We start from the raw sequence: 23959 nt of genomic DNA on the forward strand, positions 1-23959 counted from the left end.
TGCAGCCCGCCATCAAAGCCTGATACACTGTCCGGCTCATGCCTGATTCTGCACGCCTCACCCCCCGGCCAACGATCCGCCAGCTTCCCCCAGATGCGGTGAACCGTATCGCGGCCGGTGAAGTCGTCGAACGCCCCGCCGCAGCGGTGAAAGAGCTTGTCGAAAACGCACTCGATGCAGGCGCGCGCGCCATCTCTGTTACGATCGAAGGCGGCGGCCTCAAGCGGATGATCATTGAAGATGATGGCTGCGGTATGAGCGGGGCCGAAATTCTCATGGCACTGGAAAGGCACGCGACCTCAAAGCTCGCGCCCGGCGAGGATGGGCGGATCGATCTTCTCAACATCCACACAATGGGTTTTCGCGGTGAGGCGCTACCCTCCATCGCCAGCGTGTCGCGCATGACGCTGACTTCCAAGGCTGAGGGCGAAGACGCGTCCGAAGTCTTCGTCGAGGCAGGCCGCATTGAAGGGCCGAAGCCCGCCGCCTGGACGGGCAGGGGCGAGACCGGCACACGTATCGAGGTCCGCGACCTCTTCCACGCCACCCCGGCGCGCCTGAAGTTCATGAAGTCGGAACGCGCTGAGACGATGGCCGTTACGGACGCGGTCAAACGCCTAGCCATGGCCAATGCTGACGTGTCCATCTCGCTCGAAAGCAATGGCCGCAACGTCTTTCGCTATGCCGCTCATCAAGCCACACCTGAGGGCGACCTCGAACGTCTCGGCTCCATCATGGGCCGCGAGTTCCGTGAGAATGCCCTCGCCATTGAGGCAGAGCGCGAGGGCGTCACCCTTTCCGGCTTTGCAGGCCTGCCGACGCTCAATCGCGGCAACGCGCAATACCAGTTCCTCTTCGTGAATGGCCGTCCCGTAAAGGACCGTATGTTGACCGGCGTCATCCGCGCCGCATATCAGGATTTCCTCGCCCGCGATCGCCACCCCATGGCTGCGCTCTTCGTCGATTGCGACCCGGAACTGGTCGATGTGAACGTCCACCCGGCCAAGACCGAAGTGCGTTTCCGTGACGCCGGCAATGTCCGCGGCCTGATCATCGGCACGCTCCGCCACACGCTCGCTGCCGCGGGGCACCGCGCCAGCACGACGGTCGCAGGCTACGCCCTCGGCAAGATGCAGGGCGAGGACCGCCTCAAGGACCAGCCCCTGCCGCAACCGTCGGTCTGGGATCGCTCCAGCCTGTTCCGCGATAGCTATGGCAGTCCGCCGCCGCGTCCGCAGGCACCGTCCCAGCCCATGCCGGTCTGGGCCGCACCGCAAGCGCCCGCTTCCGGTTTTTCAGAAGACAGTGCCCGCTACGATGCTCCGTCCGCCCGGTTCGAGCCTCAGCCTGAACCGTCACAACACGACTTCCCGCTCGGCGTCGCCCGCGCCCAGCTGCATGAAACCTATGTCGTCGCCCAGACGCGCGACGGTATCGTCATCGTTGACCAGCATGCGGCCCACGAACGCCTCGTCTATGAACAGATGAAGGCGCAGATGGCCGCCGACGGCGTCAAACGCCAGGCGCTCCTCATCCCCGAAGTGGTCGAACTCACCGAAGACGAAGCCGCCCGCGTGATCGACCGCGCCGATGAGCTTGCCGAGATGGGCCTTGAGATTGAGGCGTTCGGGGCAGGGGCCGTCTGCGTCCGCGCGACGCCCGCCCTCTTTGGAAACATGGACGCGGCAGGCCTCATCAAGGACCTTGCAGACGACTTTGCCGAATATGAAGAAGGCCTCGCTCTGAAGGAACGGTTTGAGGACATCATGGGAAACATGGCCTGCAAGGGCGGCGCCGTTCGTGCCGGTCGCCGCCTTAACGCCGATGAGATGAATGCCCTGCTGCGCCAGATGGAAGCGACGCCCTATTCAGGCCAGTGCAATCATGGCCGTCCGACCTATGTCGAGCTCAAACTCGCCGACATCGAAAAACTGTTCGGGCGGCGCTAGGTGACAAGACCAGAGGCCATCATCTTCGATTGCGATGGCGTACTGGTCGATTCCGAGGTCATCGCCATCGCAGTAGAGCGCGAGCACCTCTCCGGATGGGGCCTTGTCTATGACAATGAGACTTACCTCTCCCGTTTTGTCGGCCTGCATAACCGCGACTATCACGCCGCCCTTCATCAGGACGCAGAAGATCAGCGCATAGACCTGCCTGATAACTTCCCGGTAATCATACAGGCCGCTATCTGGTCGCGTTTCGAGGCGGAGCTTTCGGCGATAGAAGGCGCACTCGACCTCGCGAGCAATTTCGGCGGCCCCGTGGCCGTCGCCTCTTCCTCAGAGCAGGACAAGCTTCATCGCAAGCTGGAGCTGACTGGGCTGGCATCGGCGTTTGGGCCCCATGTCTATTCCGCCGATCTTGTGGAAAACGGAAAACCCGCGCCGGACCTCTTCCTGCTCGCCGCAGAAAAACTTGGCGTCCCGGCCTCAAACTGCCTCGTCATAGAGGACAGTGAAAACGGCGTTCGGGCCGGCTGCGCGGCGGGGATGATGGTCTGCGGATTTACCGGCGGTGCGCATGCAGACCCCGGGCTTGCCGCGCGGCTCAAGAGCGCAGGCGCGCATATGCTGGCGCGCTCATTCGCCGAGATCGATCGACCCTGAGATTAGGCGCTGATCGACACTGGAAAACCAGAATACCGAATTTTCTCCAATACTTATTGAGGCGGCGGTTCTCAGCTCGTTTGGCTTGTGCCAAGAGGTCGGGCAAGCATGACGCCCTGATTCGTTGATGGGCATACAAGGGAACGCGGACTGTGAGGGCAGTGCGCGCACAAAGGGGACGAAATTTATGAAACTGGCTACTTCGCTCTGTGGCGGCGTGGCGATTGCCGCTATGGCATCGCTCGCGCCTGCAGCTCACGCAGACTCGCCAAGCAATGAAGAACTACTTGCGCGGATCGAAAACCTCGAAGCGCAGAACGCTGCCCTGATGGCCCGCCTCGATGGCATGATAGAGGACCGCCAGATCGAGCGCGTGCCAGCAGGTGACGGTCCAGAGGTTGCAACCGAAACGCTCGCCAACCGCACCGGCTTTGTCAGCGCGGACGCGGCCTATGGCTTTGACGTTCTCGACGCTGCGGAGCATGTGAACAAGAAGCCGATCATACAGTTGAAGGCGCGCGCAGAAGACCGGCTCGCTACACCGCTTACGATCAGCGGCTCGATCATCGGCATCGCGAACTATCAGGACAGCAATCGCGACTCCAAGTTCGGCTATTTGATGCGGAACCCGACATCGGCCAATCAGATCGGTGATCACGTCTCCGAGGCGCTCATCCACTCGGCACAGCTTGGCTTTACCGCGAACTTCTCCGACTGGCTGACCGGCTATGCTGAGATCCTGTACAATCCGCAGCAGAATTTTGGTCCGGGCACGATCACGGGCCGCGACCGAAACCAGCTCCTCATGCAGCGCGCCTATCTCATGATTGGTGACCTGGAGCGGTTACCTGTCTATGGCGTTGTCGGCAAGGTCGATATTCCGTTTGGCCTGAACGACACGGTGAGCCCGTTCACGAACTCGACCAGCTGGCACTCCTTTGCCGGTCTCGCCTATGGCGCACAGCTTGGCTATGTCGACGAGAATTTGATGATCCGGGCCATGGCGATCCAGGGCGGCGCGCAATTCCGCGCAGCAAATGCGCCTGTCGAAGGCACGGTCGTCCCGTCCCGCGTCAATAATTTCGCGGTGGATGCCAACTACACTTTCAACTTGAATGAAGCAGACTGGATGATGCTGGGCGCCAGCTACCAGCATGGCTCTGCCTACTGTCAGAACTACCCGATCTTCCACTTCAACCCGTGCGACGACAACAATCCGGCCTGGGCAGCCTATGCCGAGGCTTCGGTCGGAAACTTCGAGCTTCTCGGTGAATTCGCGGAGACGACGGATGTGTGGCCAGGCTCTGCCGTTCCGATCCCGACCAATCCGCTCAGCGTCTTCGATGCCCAGAAGACGCGCTCATGGACTGTTGGCGGCCGCTACGGCTTTGGCGACATGCTACTCTCGGGCAAACGTGACCACTACGTCTCGCTGGAGTTCAGCAAGTTCCGCGCAGGCGAGGAAGGCGCGCCATGGGAACGCCAGAACCAGTTCGTGCTTGGCTATTCGCGCTATCTGATCGATAATGTGAATATCTTCGCAGAGGCCATTCACGTCGATGGTTTTGCGCCGCTCAACTTCCTGAGCGGTGGCAATTTCCCGGATGGAAGCACCTGGTCCGACAATGACGCGAAGACCGAAGTGATCCTGGTGGGCGCGCACACGGCGTTCTAGTCCTCGCCCGTCTTAAAACAAAAGCGCCCGCATGCCATGATGGCGTGCGGGCGCTTCTCTTTTCAGCGGGGCGCTTCCTAATAGTTGGCGGGTGGATCGCTTGCCGGGAATGTCTCATCCAGCTCCTCATCCACAGTATCCCAGTCTTTCGGCGGATTCTTCTGTGACTCCTTGCCGGCCGGGCGGATCTTCTGGTCTTTCAGGCCCTCAGAAGCCTCTTCTTCTATTTCCTTGTCTGTCATGGCGATCTCCAACGTGGACGGATTATTATGCCGGAAAAACGCCGTTCTATTGTCAGGCGTTCCCGCCCCGGCCAAGATAGACGCAGTGTGATCGCGAGCGGTATCGATCTTTCCCGGCCCGCCGACCAGCACGACACAGAGAGTGCAGACCTGAAATGAAGCTCGATCGCGCCGTAAATATTGATGACCTGCGCGCCATGGCGAAGGCGCGCCTGCCGCGCATGGTCTTTGATTATATTGATGGCGGGGCTGAGGATGAGGTCACGCTGAAACACTCGGTGAGCCGCTTTGATGACTATCAACTGACATGGCGCACCCTTCGAGACGTTTCCAAGATCGACTGTTCAACGACGATCATGGGACAGAAGACACGTCTTCCCTTTTTCATTTCGCCCACAGCATCGACGCGCCTGTTCCACCCGGCACAGGGTGAGCTTGCCATGGCGGGCGCTGCCAATGCGAAGAAAGTCATTTACGCTTGCTCGACGCTCGCCTCCCACACGCTGGAGGCGATTGCAGAGGCCAATCCTGGTCCAAAATGGGTCCAGCTCTATGTCTGGCACGACCGGGAGATCGTGAAAACTTTCCTGAAACGGGCAAAGACGGCTGGCTTCACAGGCTGTATTCTGACTGTGGACATGCCGGTCGCAGGCAACCGCGAGCGCGACCCGCGCAACCATTTTTCCATCCCGCCAAGCCCGAACCTGAAAGTCGCCAGCCAGGTGCTCGCCCGGCCAGGCTGGCTTTGGGACCTGGTGCGCACGCCGCGCATAACGCCCGCAAACTTCACGCACTTGCGCGGCGGCAATGCAGGCGAAACGGGGGGCGTGATCGGCTTTGTGAATGAGCAGTTCTCGCGCTCAACCACATGGGATGATGTCAGCTGGATGCGCGACGCATGGAATGGAGGCTTTGCCATCAAGGGCATTTCGCGCGGCGAGGATGCAAGGCGCGCCATTGAGATTGGCGCGGATGCGATCTGGGTCTCCAATCATGGCGGTCGCCAGCTAGATACGGCCGTACCGGTTATCGACCTGCTGCCTGAAATCGTGGAGGCTGTTGCCGGGCGCGCAGACATTATTGCCGATGGCGGCGTGCGGCGCGGCGCGCATATCGCGAAACTCCTCATGCGCGGTGCAACGGGTGTCGCGCTTGGCCGGGCCTCGCTCTATGGCCTCGGGGCCGGCGGCGAACGTGGCGTCGAGAAGGCACTTACAATTCTGGAAGATGAATTTCGGCGCATCATGGCGCTTCTTGGTGCCACGCACCTCGAAGAACTTGACCCGGGCCTTATGCGGGCGCCTAAAGCGTAAAACCGGGCTTTGGGGGCAGGGGACATGAAAACAGCATCGAAGAGCGATCAGCGCTTCTGGGACAGGCTGGCTGCGAAATATGCCAGCCAGCCCATCTCGGATCAGGAAACCTATGAGCAGAAGCTCGCGATCACGCGCAAATATCTGACGCCGAAAAGTAGCGTTTTCGAGTTTGGCTGCGGGACTGGCTCAACCGCGCTCCTGCACGCGCCTTACGTCGACTACATTCTGGCAACTGATCTTGCCCAGAACATGCTTGATGTGGGGCGGGTAAAGGCGGCTGAAGCTGATATCCAGAACGTTGATTTCCAGCGTATCGGCATTGAAGAGTTTGACCCGGACGGCCACAGCTTCGACGTCGTCCTTGGGCTCAATATTCTTCACCTCTGCCGCGACCCGGAGGCCGTCACGAAAAAGGTCCACGCGCTCCTGAAGCCGGGCGGCTACTTCATTCAGAGTACCGTGTGCCTCAAGGATGGCTTTTCGTTGCTACGGTTTCTCATTCCCGCGATGAAGCTTGCCGGAAAGGCGCCGCACGTCACTTTCCTATCGAAAACGGACCTCGACCGCCTGTTAGACGAGGCCGGGTTTGAGCAGGTCGAGAGCTTCTATCCCGACAAGAAGGGCATCACGGCCCACTTCATCGTTGCCAGAAAGCGCTAACGTGCGCGCTTCAGCTTCTGGATCTCCACTTCCAGCGCTGACAGGAAGTTTGACCGGTCAGCCGGCTTGAAGGCGGCCGGTCCGCTTGTCTGCTCACCCATACCGCGCAGGTCTTCCATGATCGCCCGCGTCGCGACCGCCTGACCGATGGAGTTCGCCGTGAACGCCTTGCCTTTCGGCGAGAGCACCCGCGCACCCACCTTGAGGCAGCGCTCTGCCAGCAGAATGTCTGACGTGATCACAATCGTATGCGGGCCGGCCCGCTCAGCGATCCAGTCATCTGCGATGTCCGGTCCTTCAGGCACCGTCACGCGCGTGAAGAGGCGATGTTGCGGCACGCGCATGAAGCTGTTGGCCACAATGTTGACCGGCAGCTCATGGCGTACCGCCACCTTGTAGACCTCATCCTTTACCGGGCAGGCGTCCGCATCGACGTGGATGACAATGCCTGTCACTCGGCCTCGGCCGCATCAGGTGCCACCACTTCAGGCGCGTCCACGAATGGCTCGATGCCGAAGGCCGGATAGATCTCGCTCGGGAAGTAGGCGGTGCCATCCTTCATGACGAGTTGCACGGTCTTGATCGCCGCAAGGTCATCCAGCGGATTGCCCGGCACCAGGAAGAAGTCCGCCTTCTTGCCAGCCTCGATGGAGCCGATCTCGTCGCCCATTCCCAGATAGTCGGCCGCTTCCTGCGTGGAGCGCGTCAGGATTTCGCCGGCCGTAAAGCCAACGTCCTGGTAGAGCTCCATTTCGCGGTGCTGATTGAACGCCCCGCCCATATCGGTACCGAACCAGATCGTGATACCGGCTTCGCGCATTCTCGACAGCGTCTCCACGATCTGGTCGAACGCGCCAGCATAGGCCGCATCATCTTCCGGTGTCTCGATATTCGACCAGGCCTGTTTTGCACCGCGCTGCACACCGACTGGCATATGATCGATATAATCGGCGACACCAGCCCGCGTCTCGCCATTGCGCGAGAGAAGCAGGGCTTCGTGGATCGCCAGCGTCGGGTCGATGGAGACGTCATTCTCCACCATCAAATCGATGGTTTCCTGAACCTGCGGGCTATCGAGATCGACATCCGGCAGGCGCGAAAGGGCGGTCAGGCGAAGGAGCGTCCGCGTGTCTTCTTCTTCTTCGAGCACCCAGCCCAGCATCACCTGGTTGATATGGGTCAGCTCATCATAACCGGCTTCCACCATTGCATTCGCGCGAGAGAAAGCCGGGACGTGCCCTGCAACCTTCAACCCGCACTCATGCGCGATATCGACCATTTCTGGCACCCATTCACCCTTCATGGAGTTGTAGATCTTGATCATGAAGAAGTGCCCGGCCTCGCAGGAGGTACGGACGGCCTCATTGGCTTCTTCCTGACTGGTGACGATGATGCCGTTATTGGAATTGTAGGGACTTTTGCCTTCGATGAAGCTGGAGCGGACGATACGCGGACCAGCCAGCGTGCCGTTCTCGATCTTGTTGATCAGCTCACCGAGCACCTCATTGTCATTGCCCATATCGCGCACGAAAGTGACGCCAGCCAGCACGTTCAGAAGCGCTGAATTCTGGCCCATATGGCCGTGCATGTCGGACAGGCCCGCGATGAGTGTGCCGCCATTGCCGTCGATGACATATTCGCCTTCGCCGCTAGCATCGGCGGCCTCGATGGCCGTGATCTGGTCATCCTCGACGAGGACAGAAGATGGCTCGCCAAGCGTCATGGTCTCGGGGTCATAGATGCGCACATTGGACACGCGGACGGGCGCATCGAAATTGCGTGCATGCTCGGCCTGCAGCGCCTCGAACCGTTCGGTCGAGTACTGGACCGCCCGCTCACGCAGCATGACATCGTCGCCTTCCAGGCCTTCGTGGATGATCAGGAATTCCGGCGTGATGAGGCCTAGATAGTCCTGGCTTTCAGCGTCCATCAGGAAATAAGTCGGGTCGAGCTCCGGTCCGATCAGACCATAGACTGTGGCATCGACCGTTTCTTCGCCTGCCGTGAGCTGCACCCGGTCGAGCTCTTCAAGGCTGAGAGAACCCGCAGGCAGGGCGGGCATGGAAAGGTCATCATCGGACAGAAGCGCGCCAGCATAGACGGCCAGCGCATAGGGCGTCCCCGACTGGGCGATATAGACCGATGGCTCACTTACATCTGCTTCGCCGGTCCCGGTCGAGTCGGTCCAGCGGGCCGCGCCGTCTTCCAGGCTGAAGCTCTCATCCACCGCATTGCCGAAAGTCGTATTGCCGGTCACCGTCCAGGAGACGGGCACACCGTCCTCGTCCAGCGTGATCGTTTCGGCCATGGTCGGGCCACGGCCATTATTGCGGTACTCGTAATCAACCGTGATCTCATCGCCCGCCCGGTCAACGACCATGTCGCCAATCTTCGTGCCGCTGACCATGATCGTATAGACGCTCTGGCTAACTTCTGCGGCTTCGCCAGCGGTCTCGTTGGCAGCGTTTGGCGCCTCGTCGCCTGACGGGTTCGAACACGCGCCGAGCGCCAGAAGGCCCATCGCAGCCATCCATCTATAAGTCATCGTAATTACTCCCTCAGCCCGAACTCTGGTTTTCGCTATCAAAGCAGACCCGCGGCCTGAAAGCGAGAGCCGAGAACCCCTTCAGTGTCCACAAGGCAGAACTGGATTTGTAAGAAATATTGGACATTGTGTATTTGATAAACCCGGTCGCGCGCGCCCCTTTTAACCGCTTGGCAGGAACCAAGCTCCATAGTGCAGGTTGAATTATGATGAAGATTGACGAGCATCTTGCCGCCAGCATCGACTGGGCAGAAGAAAGGCTCCGCTCGGGAGCGGAGCCTCCTTGGACGTATTATCGGCTCATGCAGCTGAAAGAGGCCGCGTTAGAGCTGATGGCAGGGCTTCAGTCCGTTAGCCCCACGGATCATTCACCGCGATCGGAAGCGCCAGAGGATGACGCTCGCCTTCATGGGGCGAATATCGATCGAATAGATGTCGCTCGACGCCGTCGCGATACTGAGAAGCCACTTCTGCCCACGTAACGAATAAGTGGCCGCGTTGCTTCCAGCGGAGAATATCGGGATTTTTGCGATGCGCGGCTATACGCTGCCTCACGTCACCTTGCCCGACGCGCACGACATGCGGCGTTTGCCCGCCATGCCAGATGACGTAAACGCCGTGCTCGTGGATGGTTTCTAGAACAGCGTTTTCGAGGCTGATCCAGTGTTCGCCAAATAGGCCGCCTTTGTGCCAAATCAGGTTTGCCATATTGTCAGATTCCTTCTGATGAAGGACTTGACGCTCCGTGCGTTCCAGTTCAATTCTACTAGGGTGCGCACATCAAGCCCTCCGGGGTTTACAGATACGAGCCTGCCCTGAGTCCGAATCAGCGGCAGGCTCAACTGTAAGTGGGACTCAATTCGTGCGCGGAGTCCAGATGTTCTCGCTATGTCTGGTCGTCTTCGCCTGTGGAAGACTTCTCTGGCTTAGACTTCGCCACCTTTTTCAACGCTTCTTCAAACGCCGTTTCATCCGTGTCGCACTCGGCTTCACGGGCCGCCTCTTTGAACTTTTCGAGTTGCGACTTATCGCTTTCCATTTTGGCCATCGGCTACATCCAGCAAGTTTGTTTGATCGTCTTCAGGACAGACAATCTTCAAGTCATACTGCCCCATCAATCGACTTTCTCCGCTCCATTGATAGAGGCTTACAAGCGGAACTTTAGAGCCCTTACTGTCATCATCGCGTGTATGAAATTCATCAACGCCTGCGATGACGGCCGTTGCAAGATGTATGGCATCGCCCGCATCCATCATCTTGAATGACTGACCAGGTGACGCTGGCCTGTAGTAGAAGTTCCGAATTTCGCGGGCGAGACGGACGACATTCGGATCCATGTTGTACTCGATGATGTGCTCGTCATCGAAGTTGCTGAAATAGAAGCGCTCTTTATCTAGCGGCAGCTTATCCGGCAGCACCTCAAGGTGCGTGATAGTTGAGGTAATAATTTGGTTGTGGCCTACCTCATTCTCTTGGAGAATGCGGTTCAGCGCTCGCTTGCGATGTGGACTTGACGGCTCCTCTTTGAGCCATTCGTAGAACATGCACGCGTCCCAATAGAATACGTCGGGACGTTTACTCATGCAGGATACCAAACAACTTGCTGTCGGGCCTGTCGTAGTCTTTTAGCAATCCGGCCATGGAGCGATAATGCGGCTTCTCGCCTGTATTTATCGGCTCAACACGTCGAACGTCGATAGTGCTCGGGTGCGGGCTGTCTCTATGATAGTGAATACGCCCATGAATGCGAACCTTGCGGAAGAGATTGTTCCGCAAAATATCCTTCATGTCATCGGTGAACTGGCATTCTACGCGTTCAGGCCCGACCTCTGGAGTGATAGCAAACGTTTGATGTCCTGCTGTACCGTCCACAAACAATAGCTTGCCGACAAGTGTGCCCATACTGGTGCCCTCGAACCACTCAAAAGGCCGTTCAATCAGAACGCGTTTTGCAGCCAAAGCGCGAGCCTTCGCTTCGTACACTTCATCAAAGTGAACGGGGTCAGCATACCCATTCACCCAAAATTTCTGATACGCTTGCGGCTCAGGCTTCGCTAATTCCGCAATCAAAGAAGCGGTTCGGGCATCCACTTCGGGATCGACAGGCTTATCCGTGCCGATATTTTCCAACTGCTGCATTGCCCATTTGAACACGGGAAGGGGGTCGTACCCTTGCTGCTTTGTGGTGGGACGCAATTCGACTACGAACTCACTAGGGTGCTTGAGGTCGATCAACGCGTAGTCTGTTTTGCGCGCATCGGTGTGAATCTTTTCCCGCTCCATGCGGGCAAGCACTCCTAGCAACTTACTTATTTTTGTAGACCAAACGCGTCCGTCGGGGCCACCGCCGACGCGGTTCCCTTCCATCATTATGGCAATGTACGGTTCTTTATCCGTCGCCATCGTCCTTGTCCTCTCCGAAGGATTCTACGGGACGTTTCCTTACCTGTATACTACTAGGCGCCCGATTATTGTGTGTTAGCTGACCGATACGTGAGGCGCTTGCCCTTCACGCCGCGCAGGGCAAGCACAGCACGTTCTCCATCTTCAACGCCGTTCGCGGAACGGTGGTTATAGCGGAAGTCGAACTCTGCCAGATAGCGGTGCAGGTGGTGTTTGGCACAGTGCTGATAGGTGCCTTTCATGCCACGCTTGAACACGCTGTAGTAGTTCTCCACGGTCTGAGTGTGGACCTCGGGGTTCTTGAAGCTGACGTATTCGCCTTTGCCGTGGTTCACGCGATCATGCTTCTGGCCGGACAGGTAGAAGGACAGGCTCTGATACTGGCGCGCTTCGTCCGTTAGAATGTATGCCTCTTTGGAGAGGTTCGCGTTCAGGATCGGCACGATTTCTTCGCGGCGCGTGCTGTTGATCACCATAGAGCGGGCCTGCTTGGTGTTGCGGTCCACGAGGGTCAGTACCTTCATCTTGTCATGCAGGCTACGTGCGCGCTTGCGACGGCCAGCGGTGCTGTGCGGCTCTTTGCCGAAGAAGGTTTCATCGACCTCAACGCCGCCACCACCATTACCGAACACGTCGAACGCGCCCTCACGCATGGCTTCGCGGATACGGTGAGCAAGGAACCAAGCGGTCTTATACTGGACCTCCAGAACACGGTGCAGCTGATGGGCGCTGATGCCCTTCTTGCTGGACACCATGAGGTAGATGGCTTGCAGCCACTTCGTCAGCGGCAGGTGGCTCTCTTCAAAGATGGTGCCCTTGCGCACGGTGAATTGCTTGCGGCAGTGACCGCACTTCCAGAGGCCGTGACGCTCCTTGCCTTCCGGGTTTTTGCGACTCGGCTTAGTGCGCACGCCTTCCAGCTTGTAGGCGCGCTCCAGTCCACCGCAGTGCGGACACTCCGGGCCGTCAGCCCACAGGATGGACTCAACGTATTCGAACGCTGCTTTCTCATCGTGGAAGTATGGCTTGGACAGAATGGACATGGGTTTCTCCTATGCCCTTTACATAGCCTCATGCGATGGGTTTGTCAAATACATAATGTCCGAAATATTTGACAAGTCAAAAATCTTTGACTATCTGTCGTGTCAGATATTTTTTACATGAAGGAATCTTCCCATGTCATTCAGGGAAAAGTTCAACTGGATCATCATTGTCGCGACGACGCTGACACTGGGTGCTCTCGGCTACTGGTATGTCCGCCAGATGGGGGCCGGTTCGCTCACCGACTCTGCCGGGCCAGTTATCGTCGCCTACATCGGCTGGGTCGTCCTGATGACCATCGGCGCCATCGTGATCGCCGCGCGCGATCCAAAGGATGCCGAAGCGCCGGGTGATGAGCGCGACCGCATCGTCAATATGAAGGCGGCCCTGCCGACCATGCATTTCTATGGGTTCGCGCTGACCGGCCTCATCCTGCTGGTCTTTGTCTTCGATTTCAGCAAATGGGACGCGCTCTACGCCATCGTGGCCATTCAGCTTGCTGCGACGCTGATCGAGGCCGCTGCCAGGATCCGCTTCTATCAGATGGCCGTCTGAACCGCGCCGTCTTCCAAAAAGGAACCCGAATAATGTCTTTCCACGAAAAATCCGCCTGGGTCATGGGACTTATCATGATCGCCGGCATGGTCTTCTACTTCAGAACCGTCGCCGCCATGTCGGAAGGCCTGGAGCAGCTCGCCCCGCCTGTCCTGCCGCTCGTCATCGTCTACATCGTCGTAATCGTCATCCTGTCGGTCCTCGGCCACATCCTGATTGCCATAAGCAAACCGTCAGAAGCCGATGACATGATGGATGAACGCGACAAGCTCGTTGCTGCCCGCGCGGGCAATATAGCCGGCCTCGTGCTCGGCGTCGGCCTGATCAGTGCGCTTGGCGGCTACCTCTTCAATTATGACGGCAATCAGCTCTTCCACGCTGCCTTCGGCGCGCTGATGGTTTCGCAGATCGCAGAATACGCTGCCCGCATCGTCTATTACCGGGCCGGGGTCTGAGCCGATGGCGAAACGTCCCCCCATCACAAACCGGGTCAAGGAGTTGCGCGAAGCCCACGGGGCCATGTCGCAGGCGGCGCTCGGCGAGGCGATCGGCGTCACCCGACAGACCATCATCGCAATAGAGCAGGGGCGTTATTCCCCCTCGCTCGAAAGCGCCTTCCGGATCTCGCGGGTGTTCGGTGTCGGGCTGGAGGATGTGTTCGGCTGGGCGGGCGACTAGCACTCTGCTTTCGGTCGCCAGATCTGTGGAAATCTGCTATGTTGGGAGGATCATGAAACATGATTTCCGGCAGTTGATAGACCGGGTCTATATCGCCCGGCGGGACGCCAGCCCCGACGACGCTCATGAGCTGGCGACCGACGCGCTGGAACTCGCCCGCGGCCAGACTGACCCGGAACTTCTTGTGCGGGCGCTGATGGCCAAGGGGCAAATCTATCGCGACGAGCACGAATTTCAGCGGGCCGAGCGCCTCTATGTTGAAGCTGCCAATCTGTGTCGTCGCGAAGATGTCGGTCCTTTGGTGACAGCCCATGTTACTCGTCATCTCGGTGACGTAACGGTTGAACTGGGTCGCTTCGGACTTGCCAAGACCCATTACGAGGACGCCCTCGACCTCTATCGTTCAATAGAGGACATTCCACCTGACACGCTCGCCAATGGGATCCGCGCGCTTGCCCGGATCTACGACTGGCTGGATGATCATAATGAGGCGGTCGACTACTGGCGTGAAGCGCGCGACCTTTATGCGTCTGCCCGGAATGCCAACCGCGTCGAAGAATGCGAACGGCGCCTTAACGGTGCCGGATAGGCTCAGAAAGGCACGTTCGGATCGTCCTCGCCGGCTGCATAGCCAAGTCGACCAGTCGAAGGGCGGATGACGCTTTAGATCGCCCTTGCCTGTAAACTGTTACAGGGCCAGTCTGCACCTTCAGATAGAAGGTGCAGCATGAAACTTGTCATCCTTTCGGCGCTGGCTGGCCTGGCCCTCACAGTTCCGGTCGCTCACGCGCAAGAGGCCCGCCAGCAGACCGTAACAGTCACCGCGTCGCAGATTGATGTTGATGACTTACGGTCAGCTCCTGCGATCTACAGCGTCATACCGGCTGACTTCGTGCTGGTTGAAGTAAACTTTCAAAGTGGCTCCCGTGATGCCGAAGAGCGCGAGCAGGAGCTTAAAGCCTCGTACGACCGCCTCATTGCCAAGGCGGCTGCCACGAATGGGTTCGAATTAAGCGGCGGCGATATCGGCGAAACCTCCGCGCCAATCGAGTCGGTGAAGTTCACCGATGTCTTTTCGCTCTACGGCAATAGGGCGAGTTTTACGCTAACGCTCAGTGTCGATGTGGCGGCCGGCGAGACGTTTGACGACGTCATGGCTCGCGCCAATGACTTTCTCGACAGCGTGAGGCCAGAGGGCCGCGCTGAAGCTTATCTGGGAAGCGAGCAATTCATCGGGGCTCGTAATATGGGAACGCGGCGCGACGCGCTGCTCGCCAACATCATCGCCTCGGTCGAACAGCTTCAGAGTCAGATGGGCGCAGGCAAGGTCACGGTATCGGGGCTGGAGTCGCGTGTGATCACCCAGCCATCAGGGCCTCTGGTATTAGAGATATTCATTCCATACGAGATGAGCGCTGAATGGACCGCGGCCAATTAAGGCCGACGAGAGGGCCGACTAAAATGGCACGTTCGGATCGTCCTCGCCTGTGCCGCCCAAGGCAAGGCCCGCAAAGTCGAAGACGCGCGGATCGTGTAGATGGCTCGGCCGTACGGTCGCCAGCGCATGCGCCATAACTTGCCTGACGCCCGGCTTCTTACGCTCCCACTCGTCCAGCATGGCCTTCATGGCCTGACGCTGTAGGCCATCCTGTGATCCGCAGAGATTGCAGGGGATAATCGGAAATTCCATCGCCTCGGCGAACTTTGCAAGGTCATCCTCGGCGCAGGTGATCAGCGGGCGCAGCACGAAAAGATCGCCTGCATCATTGAGCAGCTTTGGTGGCATCGCTGCCATACGGCCCCCATGGATGAGGTTCATCATGAAGGTCTCAAGCGCATCGTCGCGGTGATGACCGAGCACGATGGCCTCGCAGCCTTCCTCACGCGCAACGCGGTAGAGAATGCCCCGGCGAAGGCGCGAACACATCGAACAGAAGGTCCGGTTCTCCGGCACTTTTTCGGTCACGATGGAATAGGTGTCTTCGGTCTCGATCCGATATTTGACGCCAACCTTGTCCAGCCATCCCGGCAGGACGTGTTTGGGGAAACCGGGCTGGCCTTGATCGAGGTTGCAGGCAATCAGCTCCACCGGCAGCGCGCCCTGCCATTTGAGGTCGATCAGCGCGGCCAGCAGCCCATAGCTGTCCTTGCCACCCGACAGGCAGACCAGCCATTTCGGCGGCTCGCCCGTGCGGGCGCGGTCGACCATGCCATACTGGTCCACCGCCTGCAGCGCGCTGCGCACAATACGCTTGCGCAATTTCTTGAAGGACACGCTTTTCGGCACATCGGCAAAGAGCGGCGGGACAAGCCCTGTCATCTGATCGTCAGCCATGGGGGCGTCTATGCCACAGAGCCGCAGGCCCGTCATCCGACGGCGTCAGGCCCCCTCCGCCTGCCGGGACCTTCCCCGCAGGTGGGGCTTAGAAAACGTCCTCACTGCCGCTGACCGTGACCGGCCGTACCCGCCGGTAGAGCCAGATACCGGCTGTCATTGCTGCAGCGGCGATGACCCCTTGAATGGCGATGATGATTGGGAAAAAGATGAGCGCGGGCAACATCGCCATCATGTCTCCCACGCCCGAATAGGCCTCGCCATTGATTGTCGCTGTGCCGCCGCCTGCGGTCATGACCACCATGATCAAAAGAAAGGGGATGAACAGCAGGGTCCAGCCGCAGACCCAGCCGACAAAGAAGAGTTTGTAAGCGCTGCCATAGCTGAGTTGCCCGCGTCTCTGCCTGATCTGCATTCTCTTGGCCCTCTTTCTCGCCGTATGGTTTGTTGCAAGCGACACCGTCAACGGATTCGCGCCGGGCGGAATACCGGTCTGATCGAAGTCTGCCACAAGCGAGCGCGCCGTCTGATACTCCCGCAAGGTTTGCAGACAGAGTCGGACTGAAGCTCGGGAAAGCGGGCAAATGGTCCGCGACCAGCCCCACCGCGCGGCTCAGGTGTGCCGATCGCTGCACCGGCATAAACACCGCCAGTACACCATCACTGCACCATGAAAACACGCGACTATCCGACCGGATGAAAAGTGCCCATCCGGTCGGATAGTTCACGTGTCTCGAGACCTCAGGCCGAAACGCCGAGGCTGTCCATCGCGTACGATTTGATCGACTTGTAGTCCGCCTTGCCATTTGGCGCGCGGCCAAGGCCGTCCTTGAACAGGATACGCTTGGGTGCCTTGTAGCGGGCAAGCTGTGTCTGGACGAAAGCGCGCAGCGTGTCTTCGTCGACAGACGCGCCGTCATTGAGCTCGACCACGGCCGTCACCGCCTGGCCCCACTTTTCATCGGCAAGGCCCACGACCAACGCATCGCGCACAGCATCATGATTCTTGAGGGCTTCTTCGACCTCTTCAGGGTAGATCTTCTCACCCGCCGAGTTGATACAGTTGGACCCGCGCCCAAGCAGCGTGATCGTGCCGTCCTCCTCGACCGTGCACCAGTCGCCTGGCACCGCATAGCGTACGCCATCGACCTCCCAGAAGGTCGATTTGGTCTTCTCGGCATCCTTATAATAGCCGAGCGGAACGGCGCCGCCGCGGGCGATAAAGCCGGGCTCGCCAGAGCCGGCTTTCACTTCGCGCCGGTCTTCGGTGAAGACCTTGCAACTGTCGCCGATCTCGAATCGGGCCGTCTTCTGCGTGCCTTCAGCCGTCGTCACCGACATGCCGAAACCAACCGCTTCGGACGCGCCAAAGCTGTCCATCAGGGCGACCTGTGGCATGTGTTCGATGAGGCCGCGCTTGACCTCCATCGACCACATTACGCCAGAGCTGGTGATGGTCTGAACCGATGAAAGGTCATATTTTCCAGGGTTCTCGTTCAGCACGCGGAGCATGGGCTTTGCAAAGGCATCGCCCACAATCGCCATTGCCGTCACGCCGCGCCGGTCGACTGTCGACCAGAGCTCTTCAGGGTCGAACGTCTTGGTGTTCTCCAGCGTCACGATACACCCACCAGCGATGATGGAGCCCATGGCGGTGAACAGGCCGGTGCCATGCATAAGGGGGCAGGCAGGCAGCTGGCGCGAGTGCTTTCCGGCTTCATGGGTCCAGGCAATGTGCTCTTCCATGGTCTCCGGTGCAGAGCCATAGATCTTGACCATCGACTCGCGAGAGCTCTCGCGCCAGATCTTGTGGCTCCACATCACGCCCTTGGGCATGCCGGTGGTGCCGCCGGTATAGAGGAAGATGAGATCATCGTCGGAGCGTTCGATGCCGAGCGGGGCGCCGTCACCCTTCGCCGCAAGGGTCTCATAATCGACCGCGAATTCAGGCGTGTCAGAGCCATCGCCGCCAATCTCGACCCAGACTTTCACTTTCGGCAGGCGCTCACGGACCCGTTCGACATGCTCACGGAACTCGCGGTCAAAAAAGACGATGGCGGAGTCCGAATTGTCAAAAATATAGGTCAGCTCATCGTCGAGATAACGATAATTGACGTTCACATGGGTGAAGCGGCCTTTGAAGCAGGCGACCAGGGCTTCCATGTATTCGGGCTGGTTGCGCAGATAGAAGCCGGCCTTGTCGCCCGTCTCGACGCCCATTGCGCGCAGTTCGCGCGCAAGATTGTTCGAGCGCTTCGTCATTTCCGGCCAGCTTATGACCCGGTCGCCATGAATGAGGGCAGGGTGTTCCTCACCAAGCTCTGCCCCGACAGCGTCAAGCATGTCCCCGAGATTGTAGATGCTATCGCCCATGATGTGCCGTTCCTCCGCAAGCTCTTTTCTGTTTCGCTCAGTGTAGAGCGAAATCAGCGGTCTCACGAGGGGTTACGTGGCGTCGGGGGAGGGGTGTTCAGGCCGCTCTGAGGGCGCGGGCGACGGGCGCGAAGCTCCGACGGTGACAGGCACAGGGGCCTAGCGTTTCAAGCGCCTCGGCATGGGCGGCGGTGCCATAGCCCTTATGCTGGCTGAAGCCATAGCCAGGATAGCGATGACAGAGCTCCGCCATCGCGCGGTCACGGGCCACCTTGGCGAGGATGGAGGCAGCTGAGATCGAAGGTTCTGTCAGGTCACCTTTCACGATGGCGCGGGCCGGACAGGGCAGCTCCTTCGGCATGCAATTGCCATCGATGATGAGCTCGCCGGGGACCAGCCCCATAATGGCGATCGCGCGGGTCATGGCGAGGAAGGTCGCTTCGCGGATATTGAGCTGGTCGACCTCTGCCGGGCTCGCCCAGCCAATGCCAAACGTTACCGCCTTGGCCTTGATCTCAGGGTAGAGCGCTTCGCGCGCCACCTCGGTCATCTTCTTGGAATCGGTCAGCCCCTCAATGGGTTGGCTGTCGTCGAGAATGACCGCGCCAGCCGTCACCGGACCGGCCCATGGTCCGCGCCCGGCCTCGTCAACGCCGCAGATCATCGCTATGTCCCTCATCACGAAAACAGAACCACGATTCCTGAAGGATTTCCTTATGAGCGGCGCATATTGCATTCAGATGAGTGAACTTGGCGGCCCGGACGTGTTGAAAAAGACACAAATGGAGCCGCGTGAGCCAGGCCCCGGCGAAGTTCTGGTGCGCCAGTCTGCGGCGGGTCTCAACTTCATCGACACCTACTTCCGCACCGGCCTTTATCCGGCGAAGCTGCCTTTCACGCCAGGTCAGGAAGGCGCCGGCGTCGTCGAAACGGTCGGTGAGGGCGTTGAGACGCTGAAGGTCGGTGACCGCGTTACCTATCTCGGTCAGGGCACCTACGCGACCCACTTTACGGGCCCGGCCTCCCGCATGCTGAAACTGCCGGAGGGTATCAGCGAGGAGGAAGGCGCAGCCGTCGTCCTGAAAGGACTGACCGCGTGGATGCTGCTCTTCGAAGTCTACCGTCCGCAGCCCGGCGAAACGGCGCTCGTCTGGGCACCTGTTGGCGGGGTGGGGTCTCTGCTTGTGCCATGGGCGACCTCCATGGGTGTGCGCGTTATCGCGGTGACCTCAAACGATGAAAAGGCCGAGCTGGCGAAGAAGTCGGGCGCGGCAGACGTCATCATGTCGAGCGATGATGTCGCGAGCCGTGTACGTGCCCTGACAGATGGCAAAGGCGTCGATGTTGCCTATGACAGCGTCGGCAAGGACTCTGCCAAGGCATCGCTGGACAGCCTGAAGAGCCGCGGCTGGTTCGTGACTTATGGCAATGCCTCGGGGGCGGTCGAGCCGCTGGCCCCTGGCGAGCTTAACCGGCGCGGATCGCTTGTCATGACACGGCCTGGCCTCTTCCACTTTGTTGCGGATGAGGCAGGCCTCAAGCGGGGCGCAGCCGCGCTTTTCGGCGCCATGCGGGCCGGCACGCTGAAGGCGCAGATCGGCCAGACATTCGATCTTGCCGATGCGCCAGATGCGCACCGGGCCATTGAAAGTGGAAAGACGATCGGTGCTACGTTATTGAAGCCCTGAACGGGCTTATAATGGACAGGTGGGGGACCTGCATGACCAATATATCCGAACTCGGTACAGCTACGGCGCTGCAGACAGCAGATCTTGTTAGACGCGGGGAAGTGTCCGCGCTTGAGGTTTGCGACGCAGCCATCGACCGGATCGAAAGCCGCGATGGCCCGATCAATGCGGTGGTCGTGAGGGATTTCGAACGTGCGCGCGCTTCAGCGAGATCAATAGACACCTCGCGGACCAAAGAAGATGAACGACCGCTGCTCGGCGTCGCCATGACGGTAAAGGAATCGAACGACGTCTGCGGATTGCCGACGACGTGGGGCTTTACCGAGTTTGCTGATTACACGCCCGAACAAGATGCGGTTGCTGTCGAGCGTTTGAAAGCTGCCGGTGCGGTGATTTTGGGCAAGACCAATGCTCCCGTGGCGCTCGCTGACTGGCAGACGGTCAACCCCGTCTACGGCCGGACCGTCAATCCGCATGACCATGCGCGGTCTCCGGGTGGGTCATCTGGAGGCGCGGGTGCGGCCCTGGCGGCTGGAATGGTACCTCTGGAGCTGGGGTCCGACATTGGCGGTTCTATTCGAATTCCGGCGAATTTCTGCGGCGTCTACGGCCATAAACCAACCTATGGCGTGATCCCTTTGCAAGGGCATGGGTTCCCGGGAACGGACGGGGTCGATGTCCCTCTCGCGGTTGTCGGTCCTCTCGCCAGGTCTGCGAAAGATCTGACGACCGCCCTTTCGGTGATGAGCGGTAGCGCCGTGCCCGGCTGGAAGCTCGACATGAAGCCTCCCCGGCATCGGGAATTGGAAGAGTACAGGGTTCTGGTTCTACCGGGCGATGGCCTGCCGCCCGTCGCGGACGATGTGGCGACCGCGATTAATGAGTTCGTGAAGTCACTCGACGACGCAGGCGTCGACATCGCGATGCATGCCGATGGGCTGCCCGACTTCTCCGTCGCTCAGGCCAATTATGTTGCGATGCTCACAGCCATAACGACGCGCGGTACACCCGGTGCTGAGCCAATCGATGCTCATGCTTGGATGGACCTTGTCGACGCGCAGATGCGCCTGCAGCGACAGTGGAATGAAGTTTTCCGGGATTTCGATATTGTGCTGGCGCCAACGGCGAGTTCTACAGCCTTTCCTCATATGGACGAGCCAGACTGGCATGACCGGCCCTACACTGTGAACGGCGAAAGGGTAAATTACGGCGTCCAGGTCTTTTGGGCTGGGCTGGCGACCTATCCCGGCCTGCCGTCCACAGCGATGCCACTATCGACAAGTGCTGAGGGATTGCCGACAGGGCTCCAGGCGCTGGGGGGGCAATTCGAAGATCTGACGACTCTCAAATTCGCGGAGCTTGTTGAGCAAGCGGGCCTGACGCTAGACCCTGCGGCCAGCATTTCGCGGTAACTGGCGCTTGAGCGTCAAGCCCGGTAGTCCTCAGCGAGGTCTGGCCAACTTTCCCGTCCAGTAAAGGATGTCAGGAACCATAGGAAAAGTCTGGCCAGAGCTTGATGATTATCAGGACGGCTTTTCTTCGTATTTGAAGCCGATCTCGATGCAGACCTGATAGTAGGCGACCTGGCCATTTTCGATATAACCGCGGGTCTCGGTCACGTGGAACCAGTCCATGTTGCGGATCGTCTTGCTCGCGCTTTTCAGCGCGCCATTGATCGCTTCCTCGATGCTGGTTTTCGACGTGCCGACGACTTTGGTCATTGCGAACGTGTCAGTGGACATAAGTATTCCTTTCTCGATCTGTGACCCAAGCAACTAGTCCACCCGGCTCGTGTTCCGCCCGGCCCGCAAAAAAACTTCTCCTTAACGCGGCGGCGGGTCTTCAGATTCGATTTGCTTCTTCAGCTCTGTGACCTTGTAGTTGGCGTCATCAGAGCCGGGGGGAGCCTGACGCTTGAGCGCATCCTCAATCTCGTCCCATCTTTCTTTCGCGCCTTCGCGGGCCACAGCATGGGTCATGATCAGCCACTCACCCATGATTGCGCCTTCAACGGCAGCACCTGCAGCCTTGGAGGCCGGCATGCCTCTCGCCATAAGTTTCTCGCCTGTGCGCAGGGCTTCACCGTCCTCTTCCAGCCCGGCCTTTTCCCGGCTGGCATAGAAGCCTGTGTTAACGAGGCCCGGACAAAAGACGCTAATGGCGACGCTTTCCGGCATTTCCCGGCGCATGACATCGGCGAGGCCCAGAATGGCGTGCTTGGTGCCCGTATAGAGACCCGCGCCATCGTGCTGGAAACCCAGGCTGTGTTCAGAGCCTGTAAAACAGATCCGGCCCTGTTCGCCGCGATCAATCCAGCGCCGGGCGAAGGCCCGGGCCGTCATCCAGCTTCCCTTCACATTGGTGCCGTATTGCAGGTCGAACTCCTGCGGCGTCGCCTCAAGGAGAGGTGCGTCGAATTGCAAACCGGCATTCGCAAAGACCAGATCGACCCTGCCAAGCTGTTCAAAGGCTTCGTCGGCCATCGCCTCAACATCGGACTCCACGGAAACGTCAGTCTCAACAGGAAACGCATTCTCACCAAGTTCGCTTGCGGCGAGCTTCAGGGCATCCCTGTCCATGTCAACGATCACGGCCTTGCCGCCTCGCTGAACGATGTGCCGCGCCATCTCCAGTCCCATGCCGGAGGCACCGCCTGTCACGACGGCATTCTTCGACTGTGCCATTTGGATTCTCCTACTGAGGCTCCAGCGCCAGTAGAAGCGCCGGGTCAATGTAGAAATCCTCATCCCGGTTCAGGGTTGCCTGATTTCTCCATTTTACTGCCCAGTGGAGGTGGGGGCCGGTTGTGCGGCCAGTATTGCCGGAAAGACCGATCTGCTCGCCGGCTTCAACTTCGTCGCCGGCGGTCACGTCGACTTTCGACATGTGCATGAAGACAGAGACCAGTCCTTGTCCGTGATTGAGGAAGACCGCGCCGCCCTCATAATAGAGGTCGGGGTCGCCAAGGATCACCGTGCCGGGCGCTGGCGCTATGATCGGCGTGCCGATCGGGGTCGCAATGTCATAGCCCTGGTGAACCGAGACCTTCTCACAGGTTTCACCATCCGCGCCCGTGCCGGTATATTTGCGTTCGGGGCCGAACGGCGAAGAGGCGCGTCCTTCGGCGGGACGCCTGAAGCCGAGACTTGCGCCGGGACCATCATTAAAGGTTTCGAACGCGTCTCTCTTCTTCAGCCAGCTTTCCTCGACCTCGGCGAGCTGCTGCGGCGTTCGGGCATCGACCTTGTCGCAATCGAGACCACGCAGGAGACGGAAATCATCGCTGCGAGTAGCAATCTCGACAGATATCGGTTCGCCAGTTGTGGGCGTCAGGACGAGAGGGCTGGCTTCGTGGCGCGTGAGGCCGACAGTGACGATCCCGTCAGCATCGGTACGCACGTCGCGTGCGCCGGTGCCGTCTTTGCCTGCAACGCGGATCGATGTGTCTGCCGGGCCGGTACAGACGAGAAGACCGCCCTGTTTGGCAGCACCTGAGCACGATAGCGATGCGGTGTCAGCGCTGGCTGGAAGGGCGAAAAGCCCCGCCGAAACGATCAGTCCAAGGCAGGCTACCCGCTTCATTTGGCGCCTTCGCCTTTCACCATGCGGGAGGCTGCAGCAGCCGCATCGATATAGGCTTCCTGATGATCGACGCTCCAGTAGCGTAGAGCGGCCATCGGTATCTTCCGGCCGGTCACCGCGCAGGTTACGTAATCGCCGGGCTCGATAACTTCGATATCGCCGTCGAGATAGTGAAGCCTGGCTTCACCGCCTGAATGTCCATTTCGCGTCAGCATGGGCGCTATAATGGGATGAAGCCTCAGGCTTGAAAAGGGCGC

28 protein-coding genes are annotated in these 23959 nt (G+C 59.4%); 12 read left to right on the forward strand and 16 right to left on the reverse strand.

Going from position 1 to position 23959, the window contains the following annotated elements:
* Positions 1-38: 38 nt before the first annotated feature.
* The 3 genes from mutL (at position 39) to D1224_RS13585 (ending at position 4284) form a co-directional block, all read left to right on the forward strand.
* A complete protein-coding gene (gene mutL / locus D1224_RS13575; protein ID WP_119380495.1) occupies positions 39-1949 on the forward strand; it encodes a DNA mismatch repair endonuclease MutL in 1911 nt (636 codons plus the stop codon).
* Positions 1950-2609, forward strand: a complete 660-nt coding sequence (locus tag D1224_RS13580; protein ID WP_119380496.1) for an HAD family hydrolase — start codon at positions 1950-1952, stop codon at positions 2607-2609.
* Positions 2610-2796: 187 nt separating this feature from the next.
* On the forward strand, positions 2797-4284 hold the full coding sequence (locus D1224_RS13585; RefSeq protein ID WP_119380497.1) for a hypothetical protein: 1488 nt from the start codon (positions 2797-2799) through the stop codon (positions 4282-4284).
* Between the two features lie 77 nt (positions 4285-4361).
* Here the strand turns inward: D1224_RS13585 and D1224_RS16535 are convergent, their stop codons facing one another.
* Positions 4362-4526 carry a hypothetical protein gene (locus D1224_RS16535; protein WP_182482302.1) on the reverse strand — a complete coding sequence of 55 codons (165 nt, stop codon included), beginning with the start codon at positions 4524-4526 and terminating at the stop codon, positions 4362-4364.
* 155 nt (positions 4527-4681) lie between these two features.
* On the opposite strand from D1224_RS16535, the gene D1224_RS13590 reads away from it, so the two are divergent.
* Both D1224_RS13590 and D1224_RS13595 read left to right on the forward strand, forming a co-directional pair.
* Complete coding sequence (locus D1224_RS13590) at positions 4682-5839, forward strand: alpha-hydroxy acid oxidase (RefSeq protein ID WP_119380498.1); 1158 nt, start codon at positions 4682-4684, stop codon at positions 5837-5839.
* A 24-nt stretch (positions 5840-5863) separates the two neighbouring features.
* On the forward strand, positions 5864-6502 hold the full coding sequence (locus tag D1224_RS13595; protein ID WP_119380499.1) for a class I SAM-dependent methyltransferase: 639 nt from the start codon (positions 5864-5866) through the stop codon (positions 6500-6502).
* On the opposite strand, the gene D1224_RS13600 is transcribed toward D1224_RS13595, so the two are convergent.
* The 7 genes from D1224_RS13600 to D1224_RS13625 form a co-directional block, all read right to left on the reverse strand.
* Positions 6499-6957 carry a YaiI/YqxD family protein gene (locus D1224_RS13600; protein ID WP_119380500.1) on the reverse strand — a complete coding sequence of 153 codons (459 nt, stop codon included), beginning with the start codon at positions 6955-6957 and terminating at the stop codon, positions 6499-6501. The genes D1224_RS13595 and D1224_RS13600 overlap by 4 nt on opposite strands.
* A complete protein-coding gene (locus D1224_RS13605) occupies positions 6954-9047 on the reverse strand; it encodes an amidohydrolase family protein (protein ID WP_119380501.1) in 2094 nt (697 codons plus the stop codon). The genes D1224_RS13600 and D1224_RS13605 overlap by 4 nt, the downstream gene beginning before the upstream one ends.
* Positions 9048-9398: 351 nt before the next feature.
* Complete coding sequence (locus D1224_RS13610; protein WP_119380502.1) at positions 9399-9755, reverse strand: hypothetical protein; 357 nt, start codon at positions 9753-9755, stop codon at positions 9399-9401.
* Positions 9756-9933: 178 nt separating this feature from the next.
* On the reverse strand, positions 9934-10086 hold the full coding sequence (locus D1224_RS16540) for a hypothetical protein (protein WP_182482303.1): 153 nt from the start codon (positions 10084-10086) through the stop codon (positions 9934-9936).
* On the reverse strand, positions 10073-10591 hold the full coding sequence (locus tag D1224_RS13615; RefSeq protein ID WP_182482304.1) for a type II toxin-antitoxin system VapC family toxin: 519 nt from the start codon (positions 10589-10591) through the stop codon (positions 10073-10075). Before D1224_RS13615 ends, D1224_RS16540 begins: the two co-directional genes overlap by 14 nt.
* A gap of 31 nt (positions 10592-10622) precedes the next feature.
* The gene (locus D1224_RS13620) at positions 10623-11450 is read right to left on the reverse strand and encodes a hypothetical protein (RefSeq protein ID WP_119380504.1); all 828 of its coding nucleotides are present in this window, start codon (positions 11448-11450) and stop codon (positions 10623-10625) included.
* Positions 11451-11515: 65 nt separating this feature from the next.
* The gene (locus D1224_RS13625) at positions 11516-12493 is read right to left on the reverse strand and encodes an IS1595 family transposase (protein ID WP_119380505.1); all 978 of its coding nucleotides are present in this window, start codon (positions 12491-12493) and stop codon (positions 11516-11518) included.
* A 133-nt stretch (positions 12494-12626) separates the two neighbouring features.
* Between D1224_RS13625 and D1224_RS13630 the strand changes: the two genes are divergently transcribed.
* The 5 genes from D1224_RS13630 to D1224_RS13650 all read left to right on the forward strand — a co-directional run bounded on the left by D1224_RS13630 (position 12627) and on the right by D1224_RS13650 (position 15162).
* Positions 12627-13046, forward strand: coding sequence for a hypothetical protein (locus tag D1224_RS13630; RefSeq protein WP_119380506.1), 420 nt, complete (start codon positions 12627-12629; stop codon positions 13044-13046).
* A 32-nt stretch (positions 13047-13078) separates the two neighbouring features.
* Positions 13079-13501: a hypothetical protein gene (locus tag D1224_RS13635; RefSeq protein WP_119380507.1), complete on the forward strand. Its 423-nt coding sequence runs from the start codon at positions 13079-13081 to the stop codon at positions 13499-13501.
* A 4-nt stretch (positions 13502-13505) separates the two neighbouring features.
* Positions 13506-13724: a helix-turn-helix transcriptional regulator gene (locus tag D1224_RS13640; RefSeq protein ID WP_119380508.1), complete on the forward strand. Its 219-nt coding sequence runs from the start codon at positions 13506-13508 to the stop codon at positions 13722-13724.
* A gap of 52 nt (positions 13725-13776) precedes the next feature.
* Complete coding sequence (locus D1224_RS13645) at positions 13777-14313, forward strand: tetratricopeptide repeat protein (protein ID WP_182482305.1); 537 nt, start codon at positions 13777-13779, stop codon at positions 14311-14313.
* A gap of 138 nt (positions 14314-14451) precedes the next feature.
* Positions 14452-15162 carry a hypothetical protein gene (locus tag D1224_RS13650; RefSeq protein WP_119380510.1) on the forward strand — a complete coding sequence of 237 codons (711 nt, stop codon included), beginning with the start codon at positions 14452-14454 and terminating at the stop codon, positions 15160-15162.
* Positions 15163-15180: 18 nt separating this feature from the next.
* Here the strand turns inward: D1224_RS13650 and ttcA are convergent, their stop codons facing one another.
* The 4 genes from ttcA to rnhB form a co-directional block, all read right to left on the reverse strand.
* Positions 15181-16059, reverse strand: a complete 879-nt coding sequence (gene ttcA, locus D1224_RS13655) for a tRNA 2-thiocytidine(32) synthetase TtcA (RefSeq protein WP_119380511.1) — start codon at positions 16057-16059, stop codon at positions 15181-15183.
* Between the two features lie 88 nt (positions 16060-16147).
* Complete coding sequence (locus tag D1224_RS13660) at positions 16148-16474, reverse strand: hypothetical protein (RefSeq protein WP_147372399.1); 327 nt, start codon at positions 16472-16474, stop codon at positions 16148-16150.
* 326 nt (positions 16475-16800) lie between these two features.
* A complete protein-coding gene (locus tag D1224_RS13665; RefSeq protein ID WP_119380513.1) occupies positions 16801-18432 on the reverse strand; it encodes an acyl-CoA synthetase in 1632 nt (543 codons plus the stop codon).
* 97 nt (positions 18433-18529) lie between these two features.
* Positions 18530-19111 carry a ribonuclease HII gene (gene rnhB, locus D1224_RS13670; protein WP_233350556.1) on the reverse strand — a complete coding sequence of 194 codons (582 nt, stop codon included), beginning with the start codon at positions 19109-19111 and terminating at the stop codon, positions 18530-18532.
* Positions 19112-19148: 37 nt separating this feature from the next.
* Here rnhB and D1224_RS13675 point away from each other — a divergent pair, with 37 nt between their 5' ends.
* Positions 19149-20120 (forward strand): quinone oxidoreductase family protein, encoded by a 972-nt coding sequence (locus tag D1224_RS13675; protein ID WP_119380599.1) that lies wholly within the window; start codon positions 19149-19151, stop codon positions 20118-20120.
* Positions 20121-20152: 32 nt separating this feature from the next.
* The gene (locus tag D1224_RS13680; protein ID WP_119380600.1) at positions 20153-21532 is read left to right on the forward strand and encodes an amidase family protein; all 1380 of its coding nucleotides are present in this window, start codon (positions 20153-20155) and stop codon (positions 21530-21532) included.
* A gap of 111 nt (positions 21533-21643) precedes the next feature.
* Here the strand turns inward: D1224_RS13680 and D1224_RS13685 are convergent, their stop codons facing one another.
* From D1224_RS13685 to D1224_RS13700, 4 genes are all read right to left on the reverse strand, one after another.
* A complete protein-coding gene (locus D1224_RS13685) occupies positions 21644-21862 on the reverse strand; it encodes a dodecin (RefSeq protein ID WP_119380515.1) in 219 nt (72 codons plus the stop codon).
* Between the two features lie 81 nt (positions 21863-21943).
* A complete protein-coding gene (locus D1224_RS13690; RefSeq protein ID WP_182482306.1) occupies positions 21944-22804 on the reverse strand; it encodes an SDR family oxidoreductase in 861 nt (286 codons plus the stop codon).
* A 10-nt stretch (positions 22805-22814) separates the two neighbouring features.
* Positions 22815-23702: a M23 family metallopeptidase gene (locus tag D1224_RS13695; RefSeq protein ID WP_119380517.1), complete on the reverse strand. Its 888-nt coding sequence runs from the start codon at positions 23700-23702 to the stop codon at positions 22815-22817.
* Positions 23699-23917 (reverse strand): DUF2093 domain-containing protein, encoded by a 219-nt coding sequence (locus D1224_RS13700; RefSeq protein WP_119380518.1) that lies wholly within the window; start codon positions 23915-23917, stop codon positions 23699-23701. The genes D1224_RS13695 and D1224_RS13700 overlap by 4 nt, the downstream gene beginning before the upstream one ends.
* Positions 23918-23959 lie beyond the last annotated feature (42 nt).

It is taken from the genome of Henriciella barbarensis (assembly GCF_003576345.1).
In the GTDB taxonomy this organism is placed as follows: Bacteria; Pseudomonadota; Alphaproteobacteria; order Caulobacterales; family Hyphomonadaceae; genus Henriciella; species Henriciella barbarensis.